The sequence below is a fragment of the Gemmobacter fulvus genome, assembly GCF_018798885.1.
GTDB lineage: Bacteria > Pseudomonadota > Alphaproteobacteria > Rhodobacterales > Rhodobacteraceae > Gemmobacter > Gemmobacter fulvus.
Window position 1 is genome coordinate 3091621 of the sequence record NZ_CP076361.1, and the last position, 18879, is coordinate 3110499.

18 protein-coding genes are annotated in these 18879 nt (G+C 64.3%); 6 read left to right on the forward strand and 12 right to left on the reverse strand.

Annotation, left to right across the window (positions count from 1 at the left end; translation table 11 throughout):
- Positions 1–3: 3 nt before the first annotated feature.
- The gene (locus KM031_RS15030) at positions 4–432 is read right to left on the reverse strand and encodes a DUF4174 domain-containing protein (protein WP_215506572.1); all 429 of its coding nucleotides are present in this window, start codon (positions 430–432) and stop codon (positions 4–6) included.
- A 90-nt stretch (positions 433–522) separates the two neighbouring features.
- Here KM031_RS15030 and scpA point away from each other — a divergent pair, with 90 nt between their 5' ends.
- The gene (scpA, locus tag KM031_RS15035) at positions 523–2652 is read left to right on the forward strand and encodes a methylmalonyl-CoA mutase (RefSeq protein ID WP_215506570.1); all 2130 of its coding nucleotides are present in this window, start codon (positions 523–525) and stop codon (positions 2650–2652) included.
- A 37-nt stretch (positions 2653–2689) separates the two neighbouring features.
- On the opposite strand, the gene KM031_RS15040 is transcribed toward scpA, so the two are convergent.
- The 9 genes from KM031_RS15040 to KM031_RS15080 all read right to left on the reverse strand — a co-directional run bounded on the left by KM031_RS15040 (position 2690) and on the right by KM031_RS15080 (position 11553).
- Positions 2690–3067 carry an AAA+ family ATPase gene (locus KM031_RS15040; RefSeq protein WP_215506568.1) on the reverse strand — a complete coding sequence of 126 codons (378 nt, stop codon included), beginning with the start codon at positions 3065–3067 and terminating at the stop codon, positions 2690–2692.
- 30 nt (positions 3068–3097) lie between these two features.
- On the reverse strand, positions 3098–4117 hold the full coding sequence (locus KM031_RS15045) for an endonuclease/exonuclease/phosphatase family protein (protein WP_215506566.1): 1020 nt from the start codon (positions 4115–4117) through the stop codon (positions 3098–3100).
- Positions 4117–4812 carry a molecular chaperone DjiA gene (locus KM031_RS15050; RefSeq protein ID WP_215506564.1) on the reverse strand — a complete coding sequence of 232 codons (696 nt, stop codon included), beginning with the start codon at positions 4810–4812 and terminating at the stop codon, positions 4117–4119. The genes KM031_RS15045 and KM031_RS15050 overlap by 1 nt, the downstream gene beginning before the upstream one ends.
- 31 nt (positions 4813–4843) lie before the next feature.
- The gene (locus KM031_RS15055) at positions 4844–5332 is read right to left on the reverse strand and encodes a GNAT family N-acetyltransferase (protein ID WP_215506562.1); all 489 of its coding nucleotides are present in this window, start codon (positions 5330–5332) and stop codon (positions 4844–4846) included.
- Positions 5329–5943 carry a VOC family protein gene (locus KM031_RS15060; protein ID WP_215506560.1) on the reverse strand — a complete coding sequence of 205 codons (615 nt, stop codon included), beginning with the start codon at positions 5941–5943 and terminating at the stop codon, positions 5329–5331. The genes KM031_RS15055 and KM031_RS15060 overlap by 4 nt, the downstream gene beginning before the upstream one ends.
- Positions 5930–7495 carry a Ppx/GppA family phosphatase gene (locus KM031_RS15065; protein ID WP_215506558.1) on the reverse strand — a complete coding sequence of 522 codons (1566 nt, stop codon included), beginning with the start codon at positions 7493–7495 and terminating at the stop codon, positions 5930–5932. The genes KM031_RS15060 and KM031_RS15065 overlap by 14 nt, the downstream gene beginning before the upstream one ends.
- Positions 7496–7567: 72 nt before the next feature.
- Positions 7568–9754 (reverse strand): RNA degradosome polyphosphate kinase, encoded by a 2187-nt coding sequence (locus KM031_RS15070; RefSeq protein ID WP_215506556.1) that lies wholly within the window; start codon positions 9752–9754, stop codon positions 7568–7570.
- A 54-nt stretch (positions 9755–9808) separates the two neighbouring features.
- Positions 9809–10474, reverse strand: a complete 666-nt coding sequence (locus tag KM031_RS15075; RefSeq protein ID WP_215506555.1) for a P-loop NTPase family protein — start codon at positions 10472–10474, stop codon at positions 9809–9811.
- Positions 10471–11553, reverse strand: coding sequence for an AI-2E family transporter (locus tag KM031_RS15080; protein ID WP_215506553.1), 1083 nt, complete (start codon positions 11551–11553; stop codon positions 10471–10473). Before KM031_RS15080 ends, KM031_RS15075 begins: the two co-directional genes overlap by 4 nt.
- Positions 11554–11749: 196 nt before the next feature.
- Between KM031_RS15080 and proS the strand changes: the two genes are divergently transcribed.
- The 5 genes from proS (at position 11750) to KM031_RS15105 (ending at position 16431) form a co-directional block, all read left to right on the forward strand.
- Positions 11750–13087, forward strand: a complete 1338-nt coding sequence (gene proS, locus KM031_RS15085; RefSeq protein ID WP_215506551.1) for a proline--tRNA ligase — start codon at positions 11750–11752, stop codon at positions 13085–13087.
- Between the two features lie 232 nt (positions 13088–13319).
- Complete coding sequence (locus KM031_RS15090) at positions 13320–14606, forward strand: lipoprotein-releasing ABC transporter permease subunit (RefSeq protein ID WP_215506549.1); 1287 nt, start codon at positions 13320–13322, stop codon at positions 14604–14606.
- Positions 14599–15276 carry an ABC transporter ATP-binding protein gene (locus KM031_RS15095; RefSeq protein ID WP_215506547.1) on the forward strand — a complete coding sequence of 226 codons (678 nt, stop codon included), beginning with the start codon at positions 14599–14601 and terminating at the stop codon, positions 15274–15276. Before KM031_RS15090 ends, KM031_RS15095 begins: the two co-directional genes overlap by 8 nt.
- 123 nt (positions 15277–15399) lie before the next feature.
- Positions 15400–15804, forward strand: a complete 405-nt coding sequence (locus KM031_RS15100) for a c-type cytochrome (protein ID WP_215506545.1) — start codon at positions 15400–15402, stop codon at positions 15802–15804.
- Positions 15805–15807: 3 nt separating this feature from the next.
- Positions 15808–16431, forward strand: coding sequence for a DUF1345 domain-containing protein (locus tag KM031_RS15105; protein WP_215506543.1), 624 nt, complete (start codon positions 15808–15810; stop codon positions 16429–16431).
- Between the two features lie 3 nt (positions 16432–16434).
- Here KM031_RS15105 and KM031_RS15110 read toward each other — a convergent pair whose 3' ends face one another.
- Complete coding sequence (locus tag KM031_RS15110) at positions 16435–16884, reverse strand: DMT family transporter (protein WP_215506541.1); 450 nt, start codon at positions 16882–16884, stop codon at positions 16435–16437.
- 26 nt (positions 16885–16910) lie between these two features.
- Entirely contained in the window at positions 16911–18869 is a 1959-nt protein-coding gene (gene parE / locus KM031_RS15115) for a DNA topoisomerase IV subunit B (protein ID WP_215506539.1), read from the reverse strand.
- Positions 18870–18879 lie beyond the last annotated feature (10 nt).

The window sequence follows — 18879 nt, forward strand, 5'->3', positions numbered from 1 at the left end:
GCGTCAGCGCCCCGGATGGCGCTCCAGCATTTCCTGCCGCCGCAGCGGAAACTTGTCGATGGCGCGGGTGATTTCGCGCAGATCCCAGGGCAGCGGCTTGCGCAGGATCGGTTTCAGATCCTTGTCCAGCAACACAAGGCTGAAGCCACGCGGTCTGAGCTTTTGCCGCAACTCGGACGGGGTGGCGGGATCGGTGTCGGTGATCAGCACCACGTCACGCTCTGCCAGCTCGCCGGTATCGCGCGCCAGCAGCGCCATCTGCCGCAGGAAGGCCGGATCCTCCGGGCTGTCGGCGAACACCACCACCGGGCGTTGATGATAGATCAGCGCCTCCCATTGCACGCTGGTCGCGGGCTGGGGGGCAAGGGGCCCCTCGGCCTGCGCCGCAAAGGGCAGGAATGTCAGAAAAACAAGACTGAACAGGGGTTTCATGGGATCTCCTCCCCTCTGATATAGGGGGTTGCGCCGTGAAACCAAATACCGATTGCCGGAGCCCACCCGGCCCGATCCAAGGAACAACCGATGACCGACAAACTTGAGAGCTGGCGCAAACTTGCAGAGAAAGAACTGAAAGGCCGCACGCCGGACAGCCTGACCTGGAACACGCTGGAGGGCATCGCGGTCAAGCCGCTGTATACCGAGGCCGATACCGCCAATCTGCCGCATATGGGCACGGTGCCCGGCCTTGCCCCGTTCACGCGCGGCGTGCGCGCCACGATGTATGCGGGCCGCCCCTGGACGATCCGGCAATATGCGGGCTTTTCCACCGCCGAGGAAAGCAATGCCTTCTATCGCAAGGCGCTGGCCGCCGGGCAGCAGGGCGTGTCGGTGGCCTTCGATCTGGCGACGCACCGGGGCTATGACAGCGACCATCCGCGCGTGGTGGGCGATGTCGGCAAGGCGGGCGTGGCCATCGACAGCGTCGAGGACATGAAGATCCTGTTCGACGGCATCCCGCTGGAAAAGATCAGCGTGTCGATGACGATGAACGGGGCGGTGATCCCGATTCTGGCGAATTTCATCGTCACCGGCGAAGAACAGGGCGTGGACCGCAAGCTGCTGTCGGGCACCATTCAGAATGACATTCTGAAGGAATTCATGGTGCGCAACACCTATGTCTATCCGCCCGAACCTTCGATGCGGATCATCGCGGACATCATCGAATATACCAGCGCCGAGATGCCCAAGTTCAACTCCATCTCGATCTCCGGCTATCACATGCAGGAGGCGGGCGCGAATCTGGTGCAGGAACTGGCCTATACGCTGGCCGACGGGCGTGAATATGTGCGCGCAGCGCTGGCGCGGGGCATGGATGTGGATGCCTTTGCCGGCCGCCTGTCGTTCTTCTTTGCCATCGGCATGAATTTCTTCATGGAGGCGGCAAAGCTGCGCGCGGCGCGTCTGCTGTGGCACCGCATCATGTCGGAGTTCAACCCGAAGAAAACCGAATCCCTGATGCTGCGCACCCATTGCCAGACCAGCGGCGTGTCGTTGCAGGAGCAGGATCCCTATAACAACGTCGTGCGCACCGCCTATGAGGCGATGGCGGCGGCACTTGGCGGCACCCAGAGCCTGCACACCAACGCGCTGGACGAGGCGATTGCGCTGCCCACCGAGTTTTCGGCCCGGATTGCCCGCAACACCCAGTTGATCCTGCAGGAAGAAACCGGCGTGACCAAGGTGGTCGATCCGCTGGCAGGCTCCTACTATGTCGAAAGCCTGACGGCGCAGCTGGCCGAAGATGCGTGGAAGCTGATCGAAGAGGTCGAGGCGATGGGCGGCATGACCAAGGCCGTCGCCACCGGCATGCCCAAGCTGCGCATCGAGGAATCCGCCGCCCGGCGGCAGGCGATGATCGACCGGGGCGAAGAGGTGATTGTCGGGGTCAACAAATACAAGCTGGCCAAGCAGGATCCGATCGACATTCTGGACATCGACAATGTGGCCGTGCGCGAAAGCCAGATCACCCGCCTGAACAGCATGCGCGCCAACCGCGACGAGGCGGCCTGTCAGGGGGCGCTGACCGAGCTTGGCCGCCGCGCAGCCGAGGGCGGCAATCTTCTGGCGGCGGCGGTCGATGCCGCCCGCGCCCGTGCATCCGTTGGGGAGATCAGTGACGCCATGGAGAAAATCTTCGGCCGCCACCGCGCAGAAGTGAAAACCCTCGCCGGGGTCTATGGCGCGGCCTATGAGGGTGACGACGGCTTTGCTCAGATCCAGAAGGATGTCGAAGCCTTTGCCGAACATGAAGGCCGCCGCCCGCGCATGCTGGTGGTGAAGATGGGGCAGGATGGCCATGACCGGGGGGCCAAGGTGATCGCCACCGCCTTTGCCGATATCGGTTTTGACGTTGATGTCGGCCCGCTGTTCCAGACGCCGGAAGAGGCGGCGCAGGATGCGGTGGACAATGATGTGCATGTGATCGGCATTTCGTCGCAGGCGGCGGGGCACAAGACGCTGGCGCCCAAGCTGGTGCAGGCGCTGCAAGCGGCGGGAGCAGGCGATATTCTGGTGATCTGCGGTGGCGTGATCCCGCAGCAGGATTACGAGTTCCTCTACAAGAATGGCGTGAAGGCCATCTTTGGCCCCGGCACGAACATCCCGGATGCCGCCCGCGACATTCTGCGCCTGATCCGCGAGGCGCGCGGATAAAACGACATCGGGGGGGCGTCTGTCGCCCCCCGATTGCCTAGAGTTCGGTTTCGCCTTCGGGCAAGACCTCTGGCCTCACGGGCGGCAGATCGGGTTTGCGCCGGATGATGATATCGCCATTCGGCAGCTTTTCCGGGGCCTGATAGTTTTTCAGATCACCCATCATCGCGGCCAGATCGCGCAGCGCAGGCTCCATCTCGCGCAGGGCGCCTTCCATGTCGCGCAAACCCGGCTCGACCTCTTCGATCAGGCCACGCAACAGCATCTCGGCCCCGCGTTCGATCAGGCTGAAGCCGTCATCAGCCTCGGCCTGCGGCGCGTCACTGTCCGGCGCAGGTGTGTCCTGCGCCCAGACCGGGGTCTGCATCGGGCCAAGCGTCAGGGCGATCAGCAGGGGGGCGAGCCAATGTTTCATCCTACCAATATAGGCAGGCCGGGGCGCATCTCAAAGGGGCAGATCCAGAACCACTGGAAAATGATCCGATCCGGTCAGCAAGGCATCGCGCAGTTCCGGCACTTTCCAGCAGCCCGGCTCGTTCAACGGATGCCAGATCCGCCAGCGGGGCCGCCGTGCGGCCAGATCGGGCGACAGCATGATGAAATCCAGCAGCGCCTCGAAAAACTGTTCCTGTGCCGTGTTGTAAAAGCGGGCAGAGCTGGGTTGAAGGCCGATGCGGCTTTCCAGCGCCATCAGCGCGTGCGGATCATAGAGCTGCATCGCCGCTTCGGCCCCGGTGCCCAGCACGATCTCAACCCCGGAATGGCCAAACAGCTTTTCGTATTCATCCAGCCCTGGACCATCGTTGAAATCACCCATCACGATCAGGCTGTCCCCGGCGATCAGGTGCATGGCCACACGGTTGCGCAGCCAGACACATTCGGCCAGTTGCTTGCGCCGGTTCTCGATGGCGATGCGGGTGGCCTCGACCGGGGTGCGCGCGCCATGCGGGGCCTTGGATTTGGCATGAACCCCGATCAGACGCATCGGCCTGGCCGATCCCGCCACCGTCACGGCCAGCTCCAGCGGCGGTTTGGAAAAGCGGATCGTCTCGGGCGTGGCATCGGCATCCAGATCGTGTCGGAAGACACCGTCGAAATGCGGCTCGCCCTGCGGATCGTGCCGGGCGGTCAGGCGGTCGGGGTCATAAAGAAAGCTGATTTCCTGTTCGGTTTCCGACCGGAAGCCGCTGACCGCCCGCCGCGCCCGCAGCCCGTATTTGGCGGCAAAACGTTCCAGCGCCCGCACCGACTGGCGTTTGCCATTGCTGTCGGGGGCCTCGATCACCATCACGCCATCGGCGTCCATGGCGTTGAACACGATTCCCAGTGCCGTCAATTGTTCGGCGCGGCTGATCTGATACCGGGCCGAAGGGGCCGCATCCTCCAACAGCCGTCCGGCATCATCAAACAGCGCATTGAACCATTCGACATTATAGGTGGCCAGCCGCAGCCGCTCCGGCGGCATCACGCGGCTTCCCGGGCAGAGATTTCTTCCCAGGCGGCATTGACCGCAATCAACCGCCGCTCGGCCAGTTTCACCGCCTCTTCGGGCACGCCGCGCGCCATCAGCCGGTCGGGGTGGGTGTCGCGCACCGCCGCCTTCCAGGCCGCGCGCGCCTCGTCGATAGAGGCGCTGTGGGTGATGCCCAGCACATCATAGGGGTCGCGCGGTGCATCCTGCACATAGCGGGCGCGGATCGCCCGAAAGCACCCTTCGCCCACGCCGAAAATCCGCGCCACCTCGGCCAGAAAGGCATCTTCGCGCGGGTGATAATGGCCATCCGCGACCGACACATGGAACAGCCCTTCCAGCAGATCGACAAGAACCCGGCTGTCGCCCTGAAACATCGCGCGGATCTTGCGGGCATAGGCATCAAAGCCCGCCACGTCCTGCCGCGCCAGATTGAACACCTGTGCGGCATGGGCCTCGTCGCCCGGCGGCACGGCAAACACCTGCCGGAAGGCCGAAACCTCGTCGCGCGTCACCTCGCCGTCGGCCTTGGCCATTTTGGCCCCCAGCGCGATCACCGCGATGGTGAAGGCCACCGTTCGCTCCGGGCAAGCCTCTGGCGGGCTGCGCAATTTTTCAAAGACAGCCGACAGCCCTTCACCCTTGGCGAGGGCGGCGATGGCTTCGGCAATACGGGTCCAGATCGACATGTGGTCAGAATAGCGCCTAAAATTCGCCCTGTCAGGTCAGGATTTTTTGAAGAAGCCACAGATCCCAGTAGCGCCCGAATTTCCAGCCAACCTCGGGCACGGTGCCTGCAAGCTGATAGCCAATGGATTCGTGGAAGGCCCGGCCTTCGGGATTTCCGCCCGAAACGCCCGCCATCATCACATGATGCCCGGCGCGGCGGGCGTGATCCTCGACTGCGATCATCAACGCCCGGCCCAGCCCGCGTCCGCGTGCACCCGACCCCAAAATCACCGTATGTTCCATGCTGCGCGCATAGCCGTTGCCGCCACGGAACTGGCCATAGGTGGCAAAGCCCACGGGAACCCCACCTGCCAGCGCGGTGAAAAATCCATGGCCCGCGGCGCAGCGGCTGGCGTGATACTCGGCCATGGCGCTGGCGGTTTTTTCCTCGGAGGAAAACGTAACCAGCGTGTCGCTGATCAGCGGATTCCACAACGCCCGCAGCGGTTCCAGATCTTCGGTGCGGGTCGGGCGGATCATGTCAGTGCCCGCCGCCCGTGCGGGGTGTCAAATTCCGCGCGCATCGCCCGCGTCGGCCCCGGCACGATCTGCACGCGTGGATCGGCAAACCGGTCGGCCAGCGCAGCGCGCAGGGCCTCGGCCTGCGGATGGGCAATCTCGAACCAGCGCAGCCGCACCCCGGTATCGGGCAGGCGCGGGGCAGGGTGCGCCGGGCCTTGCCACTGGATCAGCGCCGGAAAGCAGCTGTCGAAGGGCAGGATGCCGTCGGCAGGCACCGCCATGCGCCAGCGGAACTCTCCGCGCGACAGGGCGACGGGCTGCCCCGCGCCGGGCGGGCTGGCCTGCAGCGCCGCATCAAGATCGTCGCAGCCGCAGATCCATGTGGTCAGCCGGGGCGGGCCGGTGAAACGATCCAGATCGAACCAGCGCGGATGAGCCGGGCGGGGGGCGTCGGGATCGGCAGCGATCACCTCAAGATAGAGATCCCCCAGCCCGAGCAGGCGGTTATGCGTGGCCATCAGCGGATGCTGACCGCCGCCTGCCAGCGCAACTCCCAGCGCCTGTTCCACATAGGCCACGCCGTCTGCCAGAGTTTCCGCCGAGACCGCCAGATGATCAAACCGCAGCATGATCCCCCAGCGTGATCTTGGGCGTGGCTTTCAAGGACAGGACCAGCGCGTTGAAGCGCGATTGCGCCACCTCGCCCATCAGCCCGACCCCCCGTTCCGTCAGCCGCAGTTCCAGCACACGCTTTTTCGGCGACCAGTGCAGGCTGCCGGCTTCTTCCGGGTGGTCGATGGAGAACATGGCGCCAAAGCGCATCGCCTTGCCCAGCACCTCGGCCTCTTGCAACTCATCCTCGGTCAGCAGGCGGAACAGCGGCTCCATCCGGCTGCCCGCACGGCTGTTCTTGTAGCGGTGCAGCAAGGACAGGCCCAGAAACACCCGGCCCGGATGATCGAGGCCACCCAGATTGGCGCGGGTCGCATTGTCGAAACAGGCTTCGGCGCGGTAATCGGGATGCGCGCGCCAGGTGGTGTCATGCAACAGACAGGCCGCCTTGATCAGCCGCAGTTTTTCGGGCGGCACACCTTTGAACAGCGGCTCAAGGAAGGTGAACAGCTTCTTGCCAAAGCCGGGCAGGCGGGCCTGTGCCGCCTCGGAGGCGCGGGCCGCCTCGATCAGCGGGTCGCGGGCGCGCAGCTTTTCGGGCATCTGTTCAAACAGCAATCCCTCGCGGATGCCATAGGACGAAATGTCGATCTCCGAAGGTTTGAAAATCGCGATCAGCTCGCGCAGAACCTCGCAGGCCAGCGGCACCAGTTCCATGCGTTCTGCGCCGGTGCCGGTGCGGGCACGCAGCATCGTCAGGTCTGACGCGGCGATCCAGTCCAGCGTGTCCAGAACGGATTTCGGGGTCATGCGGTATTCATGCAGCACGGTCAGCGGATAATTGCGCCGCTCCATATCCAGCCGCGCGATCACCCGCCAGGATCCGCCCACCAGATAAATACGTTCACCCGATGATTTAAGATCCGACTGCAAGTCTTTGAGAATCTTGTCGATATGCTGCTGCCGCTTCTTTGGCCCGCCCTCGACCTGTTGCAGCCGGAACGGCCCCAGCGGCGAGGTGGCGCGTTTGCCGACCTTGCCGCCACCGATCCGCGCCAGCTCCATCGAGTTGCCGCCGATGTCGCAGACGATGCCCTTGGCCTCGGGCCAGCCTAGAAGCACCCCCTGCGCCGAAAGGCGGGCTTCTTCATCGCCGTCGATCACCCAGATCTTCAAGCCGGTTTCGCGTAGCACCTGCTCCTGAAAGGCGGGGCCATCCTCGGCTTCGCGCACCGCCGCTGTGGCAACCACGGTCAGGGGGGCGATGCCCATGCCCTCGGCCAGCAGGGCAAAGCGTTTCAGCGCAGACAGCGCCCGCTTTGCGCCCTCGGGGTTCAGGCGGCCGGTTTCGGCCAATCCCTTGCCCAGACCCGCCATGACCTTTTCGTTGTAGAAATAGGCGGGCGAGCGGGCCGCGCCATCGAATACCACCATCCGCACCGAGTTTGATCCGACATCGACCACCCCCACCCGGCTGAGCGCGCGGGCCGACGGGTCTTCAAACAGGGGGCGGCCAAACAGACTGCCATCCTCCTGCGCGGCCTCGAATGTGTCGGCGGGATCGGACATTGGCAGTTCCTTTTCGGCTTCGTGCGGACCTTGCCGCCAATCGGGCGGCAGGGTCAACGATTCACATGGGCATCAGGCAGGCGTTTCGTCACGGGGCCGCGCCAGCCGGGGCACGTCTTTCGCGCCTGCGGTGCCACGCCCCGACAGCGACGGGTTTTCCATGAAAAAGCGATGGCAGCTGAACAGGTTGCCATCCGGCGCGGCCAGCTGGCGTTCGTAATGGCCATTCGGGTTCAACACCCAGCTTTGCGCCTCGTCCGCCAGATTGGCGGCCATGATCTGCCCCATGATCTGGCTCTTGACCGTGGGGTTATGCGCCTCAACCAGCGTTTCCACCCGGCGGCTCAGGTTGCGGCCCATCCAGTCTGCCGACGAAAAGAATACCCGCGCCTTCTTGGCAGGCAGGCCATGGCCATTGCCGAAACAGACGATGCGCGAATGTTCCAGAAAACGCCCGACCACCGATTTGACGCGGATATTCTCGGACAGGCCCTTGATGCCGGGGCGCAGGCCGCAGATGCCGCGCACCACAAGGCTGATCTTCACCCCGGCGTTGGAGGCGGCATAGAGCGCGTCGATCACCTCCGGCTCGATCAGGCTGTTCAGCTTGATCCAGATTTCGGCAGGGCGGCCTTCGCGGGCGTGATCGGCCTCGGCGGCGATCAGTTCCAGCAGGCGCGGCTTGAGCGTGGTCGGCGCGATGGCGAGGTTTTCCAGCCCCTGTGGCTGCACATAGCCCGACAGGTAATTGAACACCTTGGTCGCATCGCGCCCCAGCGCCGGGTCGCAGGTGAAAAAGCTGAGATCGGTATAAATGCGCGCGGTGATCGGGTGATAGTTGCCGGTGCCGTAGTGGGTATAGGTGACCAGATTGTCGCCTTCGCGCCGCACCACCGTGCTGATTTTTGCGTGTGTTTTCAGATGCATGAACCCGTAAACCACATGCGCGCCCGACCGTTCCAGCCGACGCGACTGGCGGATATTGGCGGCCTCGTCGAAGCGCGCCTTCAATTCGACCAAGGCCGTCACCGATTTGCCCGCTTCAGCCGCCTCGCACAGCGCCGAGACGATCGGGCTGTCCCAGGAGGTGCGATAGAGCGTCTGCTTGATCGCCAGCACATTGGGATCGCGCGCCGCCTGTTCCAGAAAGCGGATCACAAGGTCGAAGGTTTCATAGGGGTGATGCAGCAGGATGTCTTTCTGCCGGATCGCGGCGAACATGTCACCATCGTGATCCTGCACCCGTTCCGGCACACGCGGCGCGAAGGGCGGCCACAGCAGATCGGGGCGTGACGACAGCACCAGTTCCTTCAGATCGGCCACGCCCAGCAGGCCGCGCACCTCGACCACCTCATCGGGCGAGGCGCCCAACTCGTCCATGATCAGCGCACGCAGATCGGGGGGCGCCCCCGCCGAAATCTTCATGCGGATCACTTCGCCCCGACGGCGGCGTTTCAGCGCGGTTTCAAATTCGCGCACCAGATCCTCGGCCTCGTCCTCGACCTCCAGATCGCTGTCGCGCAACACTCGGAAGCTGCAATGCCCGCGGTCGACATAGCCGGGGAACAGCATGTCCAGATGCAGCAGCAGCAGCTCTTCCAGCGGCAGGAAGCGGTGTTCACCGGGTTTGGCGGGCAGGGCGACAAAACGGGCCACCTGTTGCGGGATCGGCAGCAGGGCCTTCAGCGTGCGGTGATCGGTTTCCCGCTCCAACTCAAGCGCCAGACAGAATCCGGTATTGGGAATGAAGGGGAAGGGGTGCGCCGGGTCTATGGCCAGCGGCGACAGCACCGGAAACACCTTATGCAGGAAATGTTCTTCAAGGTGTTTCAGGTCGCGCGCCGTCAGCTTGGACCGGGTGAGCAGTTCGATCCCCTTGGCCTCCATCTCGCGCTTCAGCTTCTTGAACACGATCTGCTGCATCTTCATCAGACGGCGCGCATCATCATGGATCAGCACAAGCTGTTCGGTCGGGCTGCAGCCATCCTCCGAAGGGGTCGCGGTGCCATTGCGGACCAGCGCGCGCAGCCCCGCCACCCGGACGGTAAAGAATTCGTCCAGATTGGTGGCCGAGATCGACAGGAAGCGCAGCCGTTCCAGCAGGGGCACCGCCGGATTGCTCGCCTCCTCCAGCACACGCCAGTTGAAGGCGAGCCAGCTGAGCTCGCGGTTGAAATAGCGCCGGGGCCCGGTGATATCCACATCGGGAAGGTCGACCGGGGGGGCGAAGGGGGCCTTGAGAAAATCTGCCTGTGTCATGATTTTGCTTTTGTTTGATTTTTGTAACGCCAGAATGACAGTATCAACCGCGTCTCACAGGCTGTCCATAACCTCTGCGGCCAGTTGCCGCGAGACGGGGCCACCGCGCGCCAGAGCGGCGGCATCCAGCCGCGCCACCAGCGCGCGGGCGGCGGCAAGGCTGCGGTCCATCCGGGCGACCAGAAACGGGATCAGCGCCGGGGCGACCGTCACCTGCCGGTCGGTGAACTGTTTGATCAGCACCGCCGACAGCAGCGCATCATCGGGCGCGTCGATGCGGGTCACGGCGCTGCCCTGCATCCGGCTCAGCAGATCGGGCAGCCGCAGGCCCCAGTCGCGCGGCGGGGTGGCAGCGGTCAGCAGCAGCGGCAGCCGGCGTTCGGCAAGGCGGTTGTGCAGGTGGAACAGCGCCGCCTCGGCCCGCGCATCGCCCGCCACCGCCTCGGCATCCTCGACCGCAACCGGGGTCCGGCTGCGCGCCTCGATATCCGCCGATCCCAGCGAGGCCCCGGCCATCAGCGCCGCCCCGCTCTGCGCGGCCCAGATATGCGCCAGATGGGTTTTCCCGGCCCCTGACGGGCCGATCAGCAGCATCTTGCCCAGCGGCCAGCCGCCCGCCTCAAGCGTGGCCAAGGCCAGCGCATTGGCGGGCGAGACGAAAAAATCCGCGCGTCGCAGCGCCGCAGGGCTGGGCAGATCGAAGGCCAGCTGTGCCGTCACGCGGCATCCTCATCCTTGTGCCGCGGCCCTTCAAAGCCGGTATACAGGCGGCTGCCCTTGTACTGTTCGATGGCAAAACGCGCCAGAACACCAAGGGCGGCGGCCACAGGAACCGCGATCAACATGCCAAGGAAGCCGAACAGCGACCCGAAGGCCGACAGCGCGAACAGCAGCCAGACCGGGTGCAGCCCGACCGAACTGCCCACCAGTTTCGGCGTGATCACATTGCCTTCCAGAAACTGCCCCAGCGCAAAGATCCCGGCAATGATTCCGATGGAGAGCCAGTCGCCCCAGAACTGGAACAGCGCAAGCCCGATGGCAAGCGCCCCGCCGATCAGCGCGCCGACATAGGGAATGAAGGTGATCGCCCCGGCAATCGCGCCGACGATCAGCCCGTAGTTCAGCCCCGCCGCCATCAGCGACACTGCATAGAATGTGCCCAGAACCAGACAGACCGACAGTTGCCCGCGCACAAAGGCCGCCAGCACCACGTTGATTTCGCTGGCCAGACGGCGAATGGTGGGGGCGTGGTCGCGCGGCAGGATGTCATCGACCCGCGCAATCATGTTGTCCCAGTCCAGCAGCAGGTAAAACGCCACCACCGGCACGACCACGATGAACACCACCGCGCCGATCACGCTCATGGCGGAACCGATCAGCGAATTGGCCAGCTCGCCCCCCTTGGACTGGATCACCGTGCCGATGTTTTCCAGCGTCTGCCGCATGGTCGAGGTTTCATCGGTCAGATCGGGAAAGCGTTCGACCATGAAGGCCTGCAAGCGGCGGAACATTTCCGGCGCTTCGTTGATCAGCTGGGTCAGCTGGTTGAACAGCAGCGGCAGCACCGCAAGGATCAGCAGGATGGTGATCAGCAGGGCCACTATGGAAATGGTGCCGGTGGCGGCAATCCGGCTCAGCCCCGCGCGCTCCAGCCGGTCGGCGACCGGATCCATGAAATAGGCGATGGCGCCGCCGACGATGAAGGGCAGGATCACATCGCCCAACAGCCACAAAAGGGCAAGAATGACCACTGTGGCGATGCCCCAGTATTTCGCCTGCTGTTGAACCGGAAGAACCATGAGACACCCTTTGCTTTGCCCCTTCAAATTGCCCATCAGGGGACGGGTTTCAAGGGGCGTGGCGGGCCGGGTGGCCGTGGCCCGCCGGTTTTGCCCGTTTCGCAGCGCTTTCGCCCCGCAAATGACCCGAGCGCCGCGCTTGCCTGCACAGGGGGGAGGCGTTAGGAACGCTCAAACGCTTTCCATGAGGCCAAAGATGCGTCTGACCCGCTACTTCCTGCCCGTTCTGAAGGAAAACCCCGCCGAGGCGCAGATCGTCTCGCATCGCTACATGCTGCGCGCCGGCATGATCAAGCAGCAGGCGGCAGGGATCTATTCCTGGTTGCCGATGGGCTTCAAGGTGCTGAAGCGCATCGAGCAGATCGTGCATGAAGAGCAGATCCGCGCAGGCCATATTCCGCTGCTGATGCCGACGTTGCAACCCGCCGATCTGTGGCGGGAAAGCGGGCGCTATGATGATTACGGCCAGGAAATGCTGCGCATCAAGGACCGGCATGACCGCGACATGCTTTATGGCCCGACCAACGAGGAAATGATCACCGATATTTTCCGCAGCCACGTCGGGTCTTACAAGGATCTGCCGCTGACGCTGTATCATATTCAGTGGAAGTTCCGCGATGAGGTCCGGCCGCGCTTCGGCGTGATGCGCGGGCGCGAATTCCTGATGAAGGATGGCTACAACTTCGATGTAGACAAGGCGGCGGCGCTGCATGCCTACAACCGCCATATGGTCAGCTATCTGCGCACCTATGAACGCATGGGTCTGACGGCGATTCCGATGCGGGCGGCCTCGGGGCCGATCGGCGGCGACAATACGCACGAGTTTCTGGTGCTGGCCGCAACCGGCGAGTCGGAAGTCTTCTACGATTCGGCGGTGACAGATCTGAAACTGGGCCAGCGCGAGGTCGATTTCGACGACCGCGATCAGGTGAAGGCGATCTGCGACGAGTTCACCACGCTTTATGCCCGCACCGATGAGACCCATGACGCGGCGCTGTTTGACGCCGTGCCCGAGGAGCGCCGCAAGGTGGGCCGGGGCATCGAGGTCGGCCAGATCTTCTATTTCGGCACCAAATATTCCGAAGCGATGGGCGCGAATGTCGTGACCGCCGACGGCAGCCGCGTTCCGGTGGAAATGGGCAGCCATGGCATCGGTGTCAGCCGGTTGCTGGGCGCGATCATCGAGGCCAGCCATGATGACAAGGGCATCATCTGGCCCGAGGGTGTGACCCCGTTCCACGCCGGGATCGTGAACCTGAAACAGGGCGATACCGCCACCGACGCCGCCTGCGACGCGATCTACAAGGCGCTGAAGGCCAAGGGGCTGGATCCGCTTTATGACGACCGCGACGAGCGCGCCGGGGCGAAATTCGCCACGATGGATCTGATCGGCCTGCCGTGGCGGGTGACTGTGGGGCCGCGCGGCCTTGCCAATGGCGTGGTGGAACTGACCTCGCGCCGCACCGGTGTGTCGGAAGAGCTGACGGCAGAGGCCGCCGTTGCGCGTCTGGCCGAGATCTACGCCGACTGGTGATCTGACTGGCCCCCCCATGCGGGGGCGGAACTGCGACAGGCCGGGGTGCGGGAAACGCGCCCCGGCTTTTTTGTAGCCGGCTTTTTTTTGTGGTTGTGGCCAACCAAGGGTCGGCAAGTCCTTGCCACCGGGCACAGGTCAGGCGGCGTTCTGCCGGTCGCGGCGCGTGAATTCTGTGTGAAGGCTGGGGGGATGGCTTGACGGCAGGCGCAAAGGGCGGAAGAACCCCAGCATGAGCACACGCACCCCCCCCTTTGCCCCGTTTGAATGGATGATTGCCTGGCGTTATCTGCGCGCCCGACGGGCCGAGGGCGGCGTGTCGGTGATGACCTGGATCAGCCTGATCGGCATCACGCTCGCGGTGTTTGCACTGATTGCCACGCTGGCCGTGCGGGCGGGCTTCCGGGCAGAGTTCGTCGACACCATTCTGGGTGCGAATGCCCATGTCACCGTCTATGCCAGCGCCTATGAGGGCGAGGGCGGCCAGATGCAGCGCGGCTTCGAGGATTACGATGCCGTGGCCGCGCGTCTGCGGCAGGTAGAGGGTGTCACTCGCGCCGCGCCGCTGATCAAGGGGCAGGTGATGGCCACCGCCCATGGGGTGAACATGGGGGCCGAGGTGTTCGGCATCCGCACCGAAGACATCCGCACCATTCCGCGCGTCGGTGACGGTGCCGATGCCGAGGGCGATCTGGCGCGCTTCGATCAGGGCATCGCCATCGGATCGGGCCTTGCGCGCGAACTGAACCTTGGGCTGGGCGACCGGCTGCGCCTGATCTCGCCCGATGGGGTCAAGACCGCCTTCGGCACCAGCCCGCGCGTCAATGCCTATGAGGTGGTCTATATCTTTACCGCCGGGCGCTATGACATCGACCGCACCCGCGTCTATCTGCCCTTCACCGAGGCGCAGGCCTATTTCAACCGCGAAGACCGTGCCGACGAGATCGAGGTGATGGTGCGCAACCCCGAAGCGGTGGACAGCTATGAGTTGGCGCTGATGCAGGCGGGCGGCGAGCGCACGATGCTGTGGACATGGCGCGACAGTGCCGGGGCCTTTCTGCGCGCGCTGGATATCGAGGACAATGTGATGTTCATCATCCTGTCGATCCTTGTGCTGATCGCGGCGATGAACATCATTTCCGGCCTGATCATGCTGGTGAAGAACAAGGGCCGCGACATCGGCATCCTGCGCACCATGGGGCTGACCGAAGGCTCGATCCTGCGGGTTTTCTTCATCTGCGGTGCCTCGACCGGCCTGATCGGCACGCTGTGCGGTGTGGTGCTGGGCTGCCTGTTCGCCATCTATATCGACCCGATCTTTTCGTTCGTGAACTATGTGGCGGGCGGCGGGATCTGGGATCCGTCGGTGCGCGGCATCTACAATCTGCCGGCCAAGTTGCAGGTGGGCGATGTGCTGTCGGCAGTGGGGCTGAGCCTTGGCCTGTCGTTCATCGTCACGATCTTTCCGGCGCGGCGGGCGGCGCGGATGAACCCGGTGGAGGCGCTGCGCTATGAGTGAGATGCTGGCACTGGAGGGGCTGACCAAGGCCTATAATCGCGGCAAACCCGCTGAGGTGACGGTGCTGCGCGGTGCCAGCCTGACGGTGGCGCGCGGCGAGGTGGTGGCGCTGGTGGCACCCTCGGGGGCGGGCAAATCGACGCTGCTGCATATTGCGGGCCTGCTGGATACGCCCGATGCGGGCGTGGTGCGGCTTGCGGGGCGCGACATGGCAGGGCTTGGCGACCGGGCCCGCACCGAGGCGCGGCGCGGCGATGTGGGCTTCATCTACCAGTTCCACCATCTGCTGCCGGAGTTCACCGCATTGGAAAACATCGTGCTGCCGCAACTCGCCAATGGTGTGGCCGCCCGGACCGCCACGGACCTCGCCATGGCGCTGCTGGACCGGGTGGGTGTGGCGGCACGCGCCGATCACCGCCCGGCGGCCCTGTCGGGCGGCGAGCAGCAGCGCGTGGCCTTCTGCCGGGCGCTGGCCAATGGGCCGAAGCTGCTGCTGGCGGACGAGCCGACCGGCAATCTCGATCCCGGCACCTCGGATCAGGTGTTTGGCGCGCTGATGGAACTGGTGCGCGAAACCGGCCTCTCGGCGCTGATCGCCACCCATAACATGGAACTGGCAGCGCGGATGGACCGGATCGTGCGGCTGGATCAGGGCCGGGTGGTGATCTGAGCCAGCTTGCCTGACGGTGCGGGGTCGCGGCGCAACGGCTATTCGCGGGGCCGCGGGCGCAGGTGCCTTGTGCCGCGCAGCGCCGCGTGGTCTTGTGGCGGGAAATGTGACCCGGAGGCCCCCATGCAGCCCGCAAAGCTCTTCTTGCTCGCCAGCCTGTTTCCCCTTGCCGCCTGTCTGCCAATGCAGAAAAAGGTGCCCAGCGGTGCCGAGGATTTCGCCACCTATTGCGCGGCCTGCCATGGGGACGGGGCCAAGGGTGACGGGCCGATGGCCAGCACGCTGGACAGCACACCCGCCGATCTGACCAGGCTTGCCGCCCGCAACAAGGGCGTTTTCCCGGCGACGGCGGTGATGAGCAAGATCTGGGGTTATACCGAAGGCCCGGATGGCGAGATGATGCCGCAATTCGCGCCCTTGCTGGACGGTGAAAACATGGTGCTGTTCGATGGCGGCGACGGGATCGCCACGCCCACGCCGCTGCGTCTGGTGCAACTGGCCGAATATCTGAAGAGCATCCAGAGGTAAGGGATGTTCGCCCGCCACCACCGCTTTCTGAGCGCCTTTGCCGCCGGGGTCGGCCTTGGCCTCATCGGCCTGTGGGCCGCGCCCGCCGCCCCGGTGCAGGCGGTTCTGATTGCGGCCAACGGCTTTTTCGCCATCTATCTGTTGCTGATGCTGCATTTCGCGCGGCATGTCAGTGTCGAGGATCTGCGCCGTCATGCCGAGCTTTCGGACGAAGGGGTGCCGCTGATCGTGGCGCTGGCGGCAGGGGCGGTGGGGCTGAGCCTGACCGCAATCGCGCTGTCATTGCAGGATGGCAGCCGGGTGCAGGCGGCGCTGGCCGTCGCCTCGGTGCCGCTGGGCTGGGCCATGCTGCATATGCTGGCGGGGTTTCATTATGGCTGCCTGTTCTACGCCGCAGGCAAGGGGGGCGACCAGCGCGGTCTGGTATTTCCGGGGGCCGAGACGCCCGGGGCCTGGGACTTTTTCTATTTCGCCTTTGTCATCGGCATGACGGCGCAGGTGTCGGATGTGACGACCGACAGCCCGGCGATGCGCCGGGTTGTGCTGGCCCACTCGGTGGTCGCGTTTTTCTACAACACCGTCATTCTGGCGCTGGCGATCAATGCCGCCGTGGCGCTGGGGCAATAGCGCTCAGCCGCGCTGGATCAGCCCAAGCCCGGACATCATCAGCGCAATGCCCCCGGCACGGCCCAGGGTCATCGGTTTGATCGCAGCTCCGAACAGGCCGAAGTGATCAATGGTCGCGGCCGAGATCATCTGGCCGACTAGCACCACGAACACCGCATTGCCGACGCCGAACTTCGGTGCAACCCAAGTGATTGAAATCACATAAAAGGCCACCAGAAGCCCGCCCAGAAACAGGTGTTTGGGCTGCGCTGCCGCCAAGGCCAGCCCCGCCGTGCCGCCAGTGCTGACCATCACCAGTGCCGCGCCGCAAAAGGCCACCACGAACAGGATGGAGGCTGCCGCCGTAGGCGACCCGATCCGGTGCCCGAGCTGGGCATTGAGCGCGGCCAGCACCGGGATGCCGATGCCCGCGGCCAGCATGATGGCGGCATAACGCAAGGTGTCACTGCTCATGCAGGCGTGCTCCGTATCGCGCGGGATCAGACATCCAGCTCTTCGACGAACCGCGCGTTTTCCTGAATATACTGGAAGCGCAGTTCAGGTTTCTTGCCCATCAGCCGCTCCACCAGATCCGAGGTTTCGCCCGGCTCATCCTCGTCGATCGACACACGGATCAGCGTGCGGGTTTCGGGGTTCATCGTGGTGTCTTTCAGGTCTTTGGCGTCCATCTCGCCCAGACCCTTGAACCGCTGCACGTCAATCTTGCCCTTGCCGCCCAGGCCCTTGGCCAGCCAGATCTCTTTTTCGGCATCATTGGCGACGTAAAGGCGCTTGGCACCCTGCGTCAGCCGGTACAGCGGCGGGCAGGCCAGATACAGATGGCCCTTGTCGATCATCGGCCGCATCTGGGTAAAAAAGAACGTCATCAGCAAGGATGCGATATGCGCGCCGTCCACATCGGCGTCGGTCATGATGATGATCTTTTCATAACGCAGATCATCGACCTTGAACTTGGTGCCCATCTGCACGCCCAGAGCCTCGCAGATGTCGCGGATTTCCGAGTTGTCGTTGAGCTTGTTGGAGGCGGCCCCCAGCACGTTCAGGATCTTGCCCTTGAGCGGCAGCAGCGCCTGCGTTTCTCGCGACCGCGCGCCTTTGGCCGAGCCACCGGCCGAGTCGCCCTCGACGATGAACAGTTCGGTGCCTTCGCGGGTCTTGCTGGAACAATCGGTCAGCTTGCCGGGCAGGCGCAGGCGTTTGGTCGCGGTCTTGCGCGCGGTTTCCTTTTCCTGCCGCCGCCGCAGCCGTTCTTCAGCGCGCAGCACCAGAAAATCAAGAATGGCCCCCGCGGATTTGGTATCCGCCGCCAGCCAGTTGTCGAAATGGTCGCGCACCGCCCCTTCGACATAACGCGAGGCCTCGTCTGTCGACAGGCGGTCCTTGGTCTGGCCCACGAATTGCGGCTCGCGGATAAAGACGGAAATCAGCGCACAGCCCCCCGCCAGCATGTCATCACGCGAAATCAGCTCGGCCTTGCGGTTTTTCACCAGATCGCCGTAGGCGCGGATGCCTTTCAGGATCGCAGACCAGAAGCCGGTCTCATGGGTGCCGCCTTCCGGGGTGGGCACGGTATTGCAGTAAGACTGGATGAACCCATCGCGCGACGGGGTCCAGTTGATCGCCCATTCCACCGATCCGGGCACGCCGAACTTTTCCTGAAAGCCCACCTTCCCGGCAAAGGGCTTGTCGGCATAGGTGGTGGCCTTTTCCAGCTGGTCGCTCAGATAATCGCCCAGACCGCCGGGGAAGTGAAACGTTGCCTCCAGCGGGGTTTCGCCATCATTGACGGCGGTTTTCCAGCGGATTTCAACGCCCGAGAACAGATAGGCCTTCGACCGCACCATTTTCAGCAGCCGCGCGGGTTTCATCTGCAACGAGCCGAAAATCTCGGCATCGGGATGGAAGGTCACGGTGGTGCCGCGCCGGTTCGGGGCAGGGCCGACCTTGACCACCGGGCCTTGCGGGATGCCGCGCGAAAAGGACTGGCGGAACAGTTCCTTGTTGCGCGCCACTTCGACCACCATCAGATCCGACAGCGCATTGACGACCGAGGCGCCGACGCCATGCAGACCGCCCGAGGTTTCATAGGCCTTGCCGGAAAACTTGCCGCCCGCGTGCAGGGTGCAGAGGATCACCTCAAGCGCGGATTTGCCGGGGAATTTCGGGTGCGGGTCAATCGGGATGCCCCGGCCATTGTCGCGGATGGTGACCGAATGATCGGCATGCAGTTCCACCTCGATGCGGTTGGCATGGCCGGCCACCGCTTCGTCCATCGAATTGTCCAGCACCTCGGCGACAAGATGGTGCAGTGCGCGCTCATCGGTGCCGCCGATATACATGCCGGGGCGTTTGCGCACCGGCTCCAGCCCTTCCAGCACCTCGATGGAAGAGGCGTTGTAATCGTCCTGCGCCTGGGCGGCAAACATATCGGAGGGCATGGGATGCTCG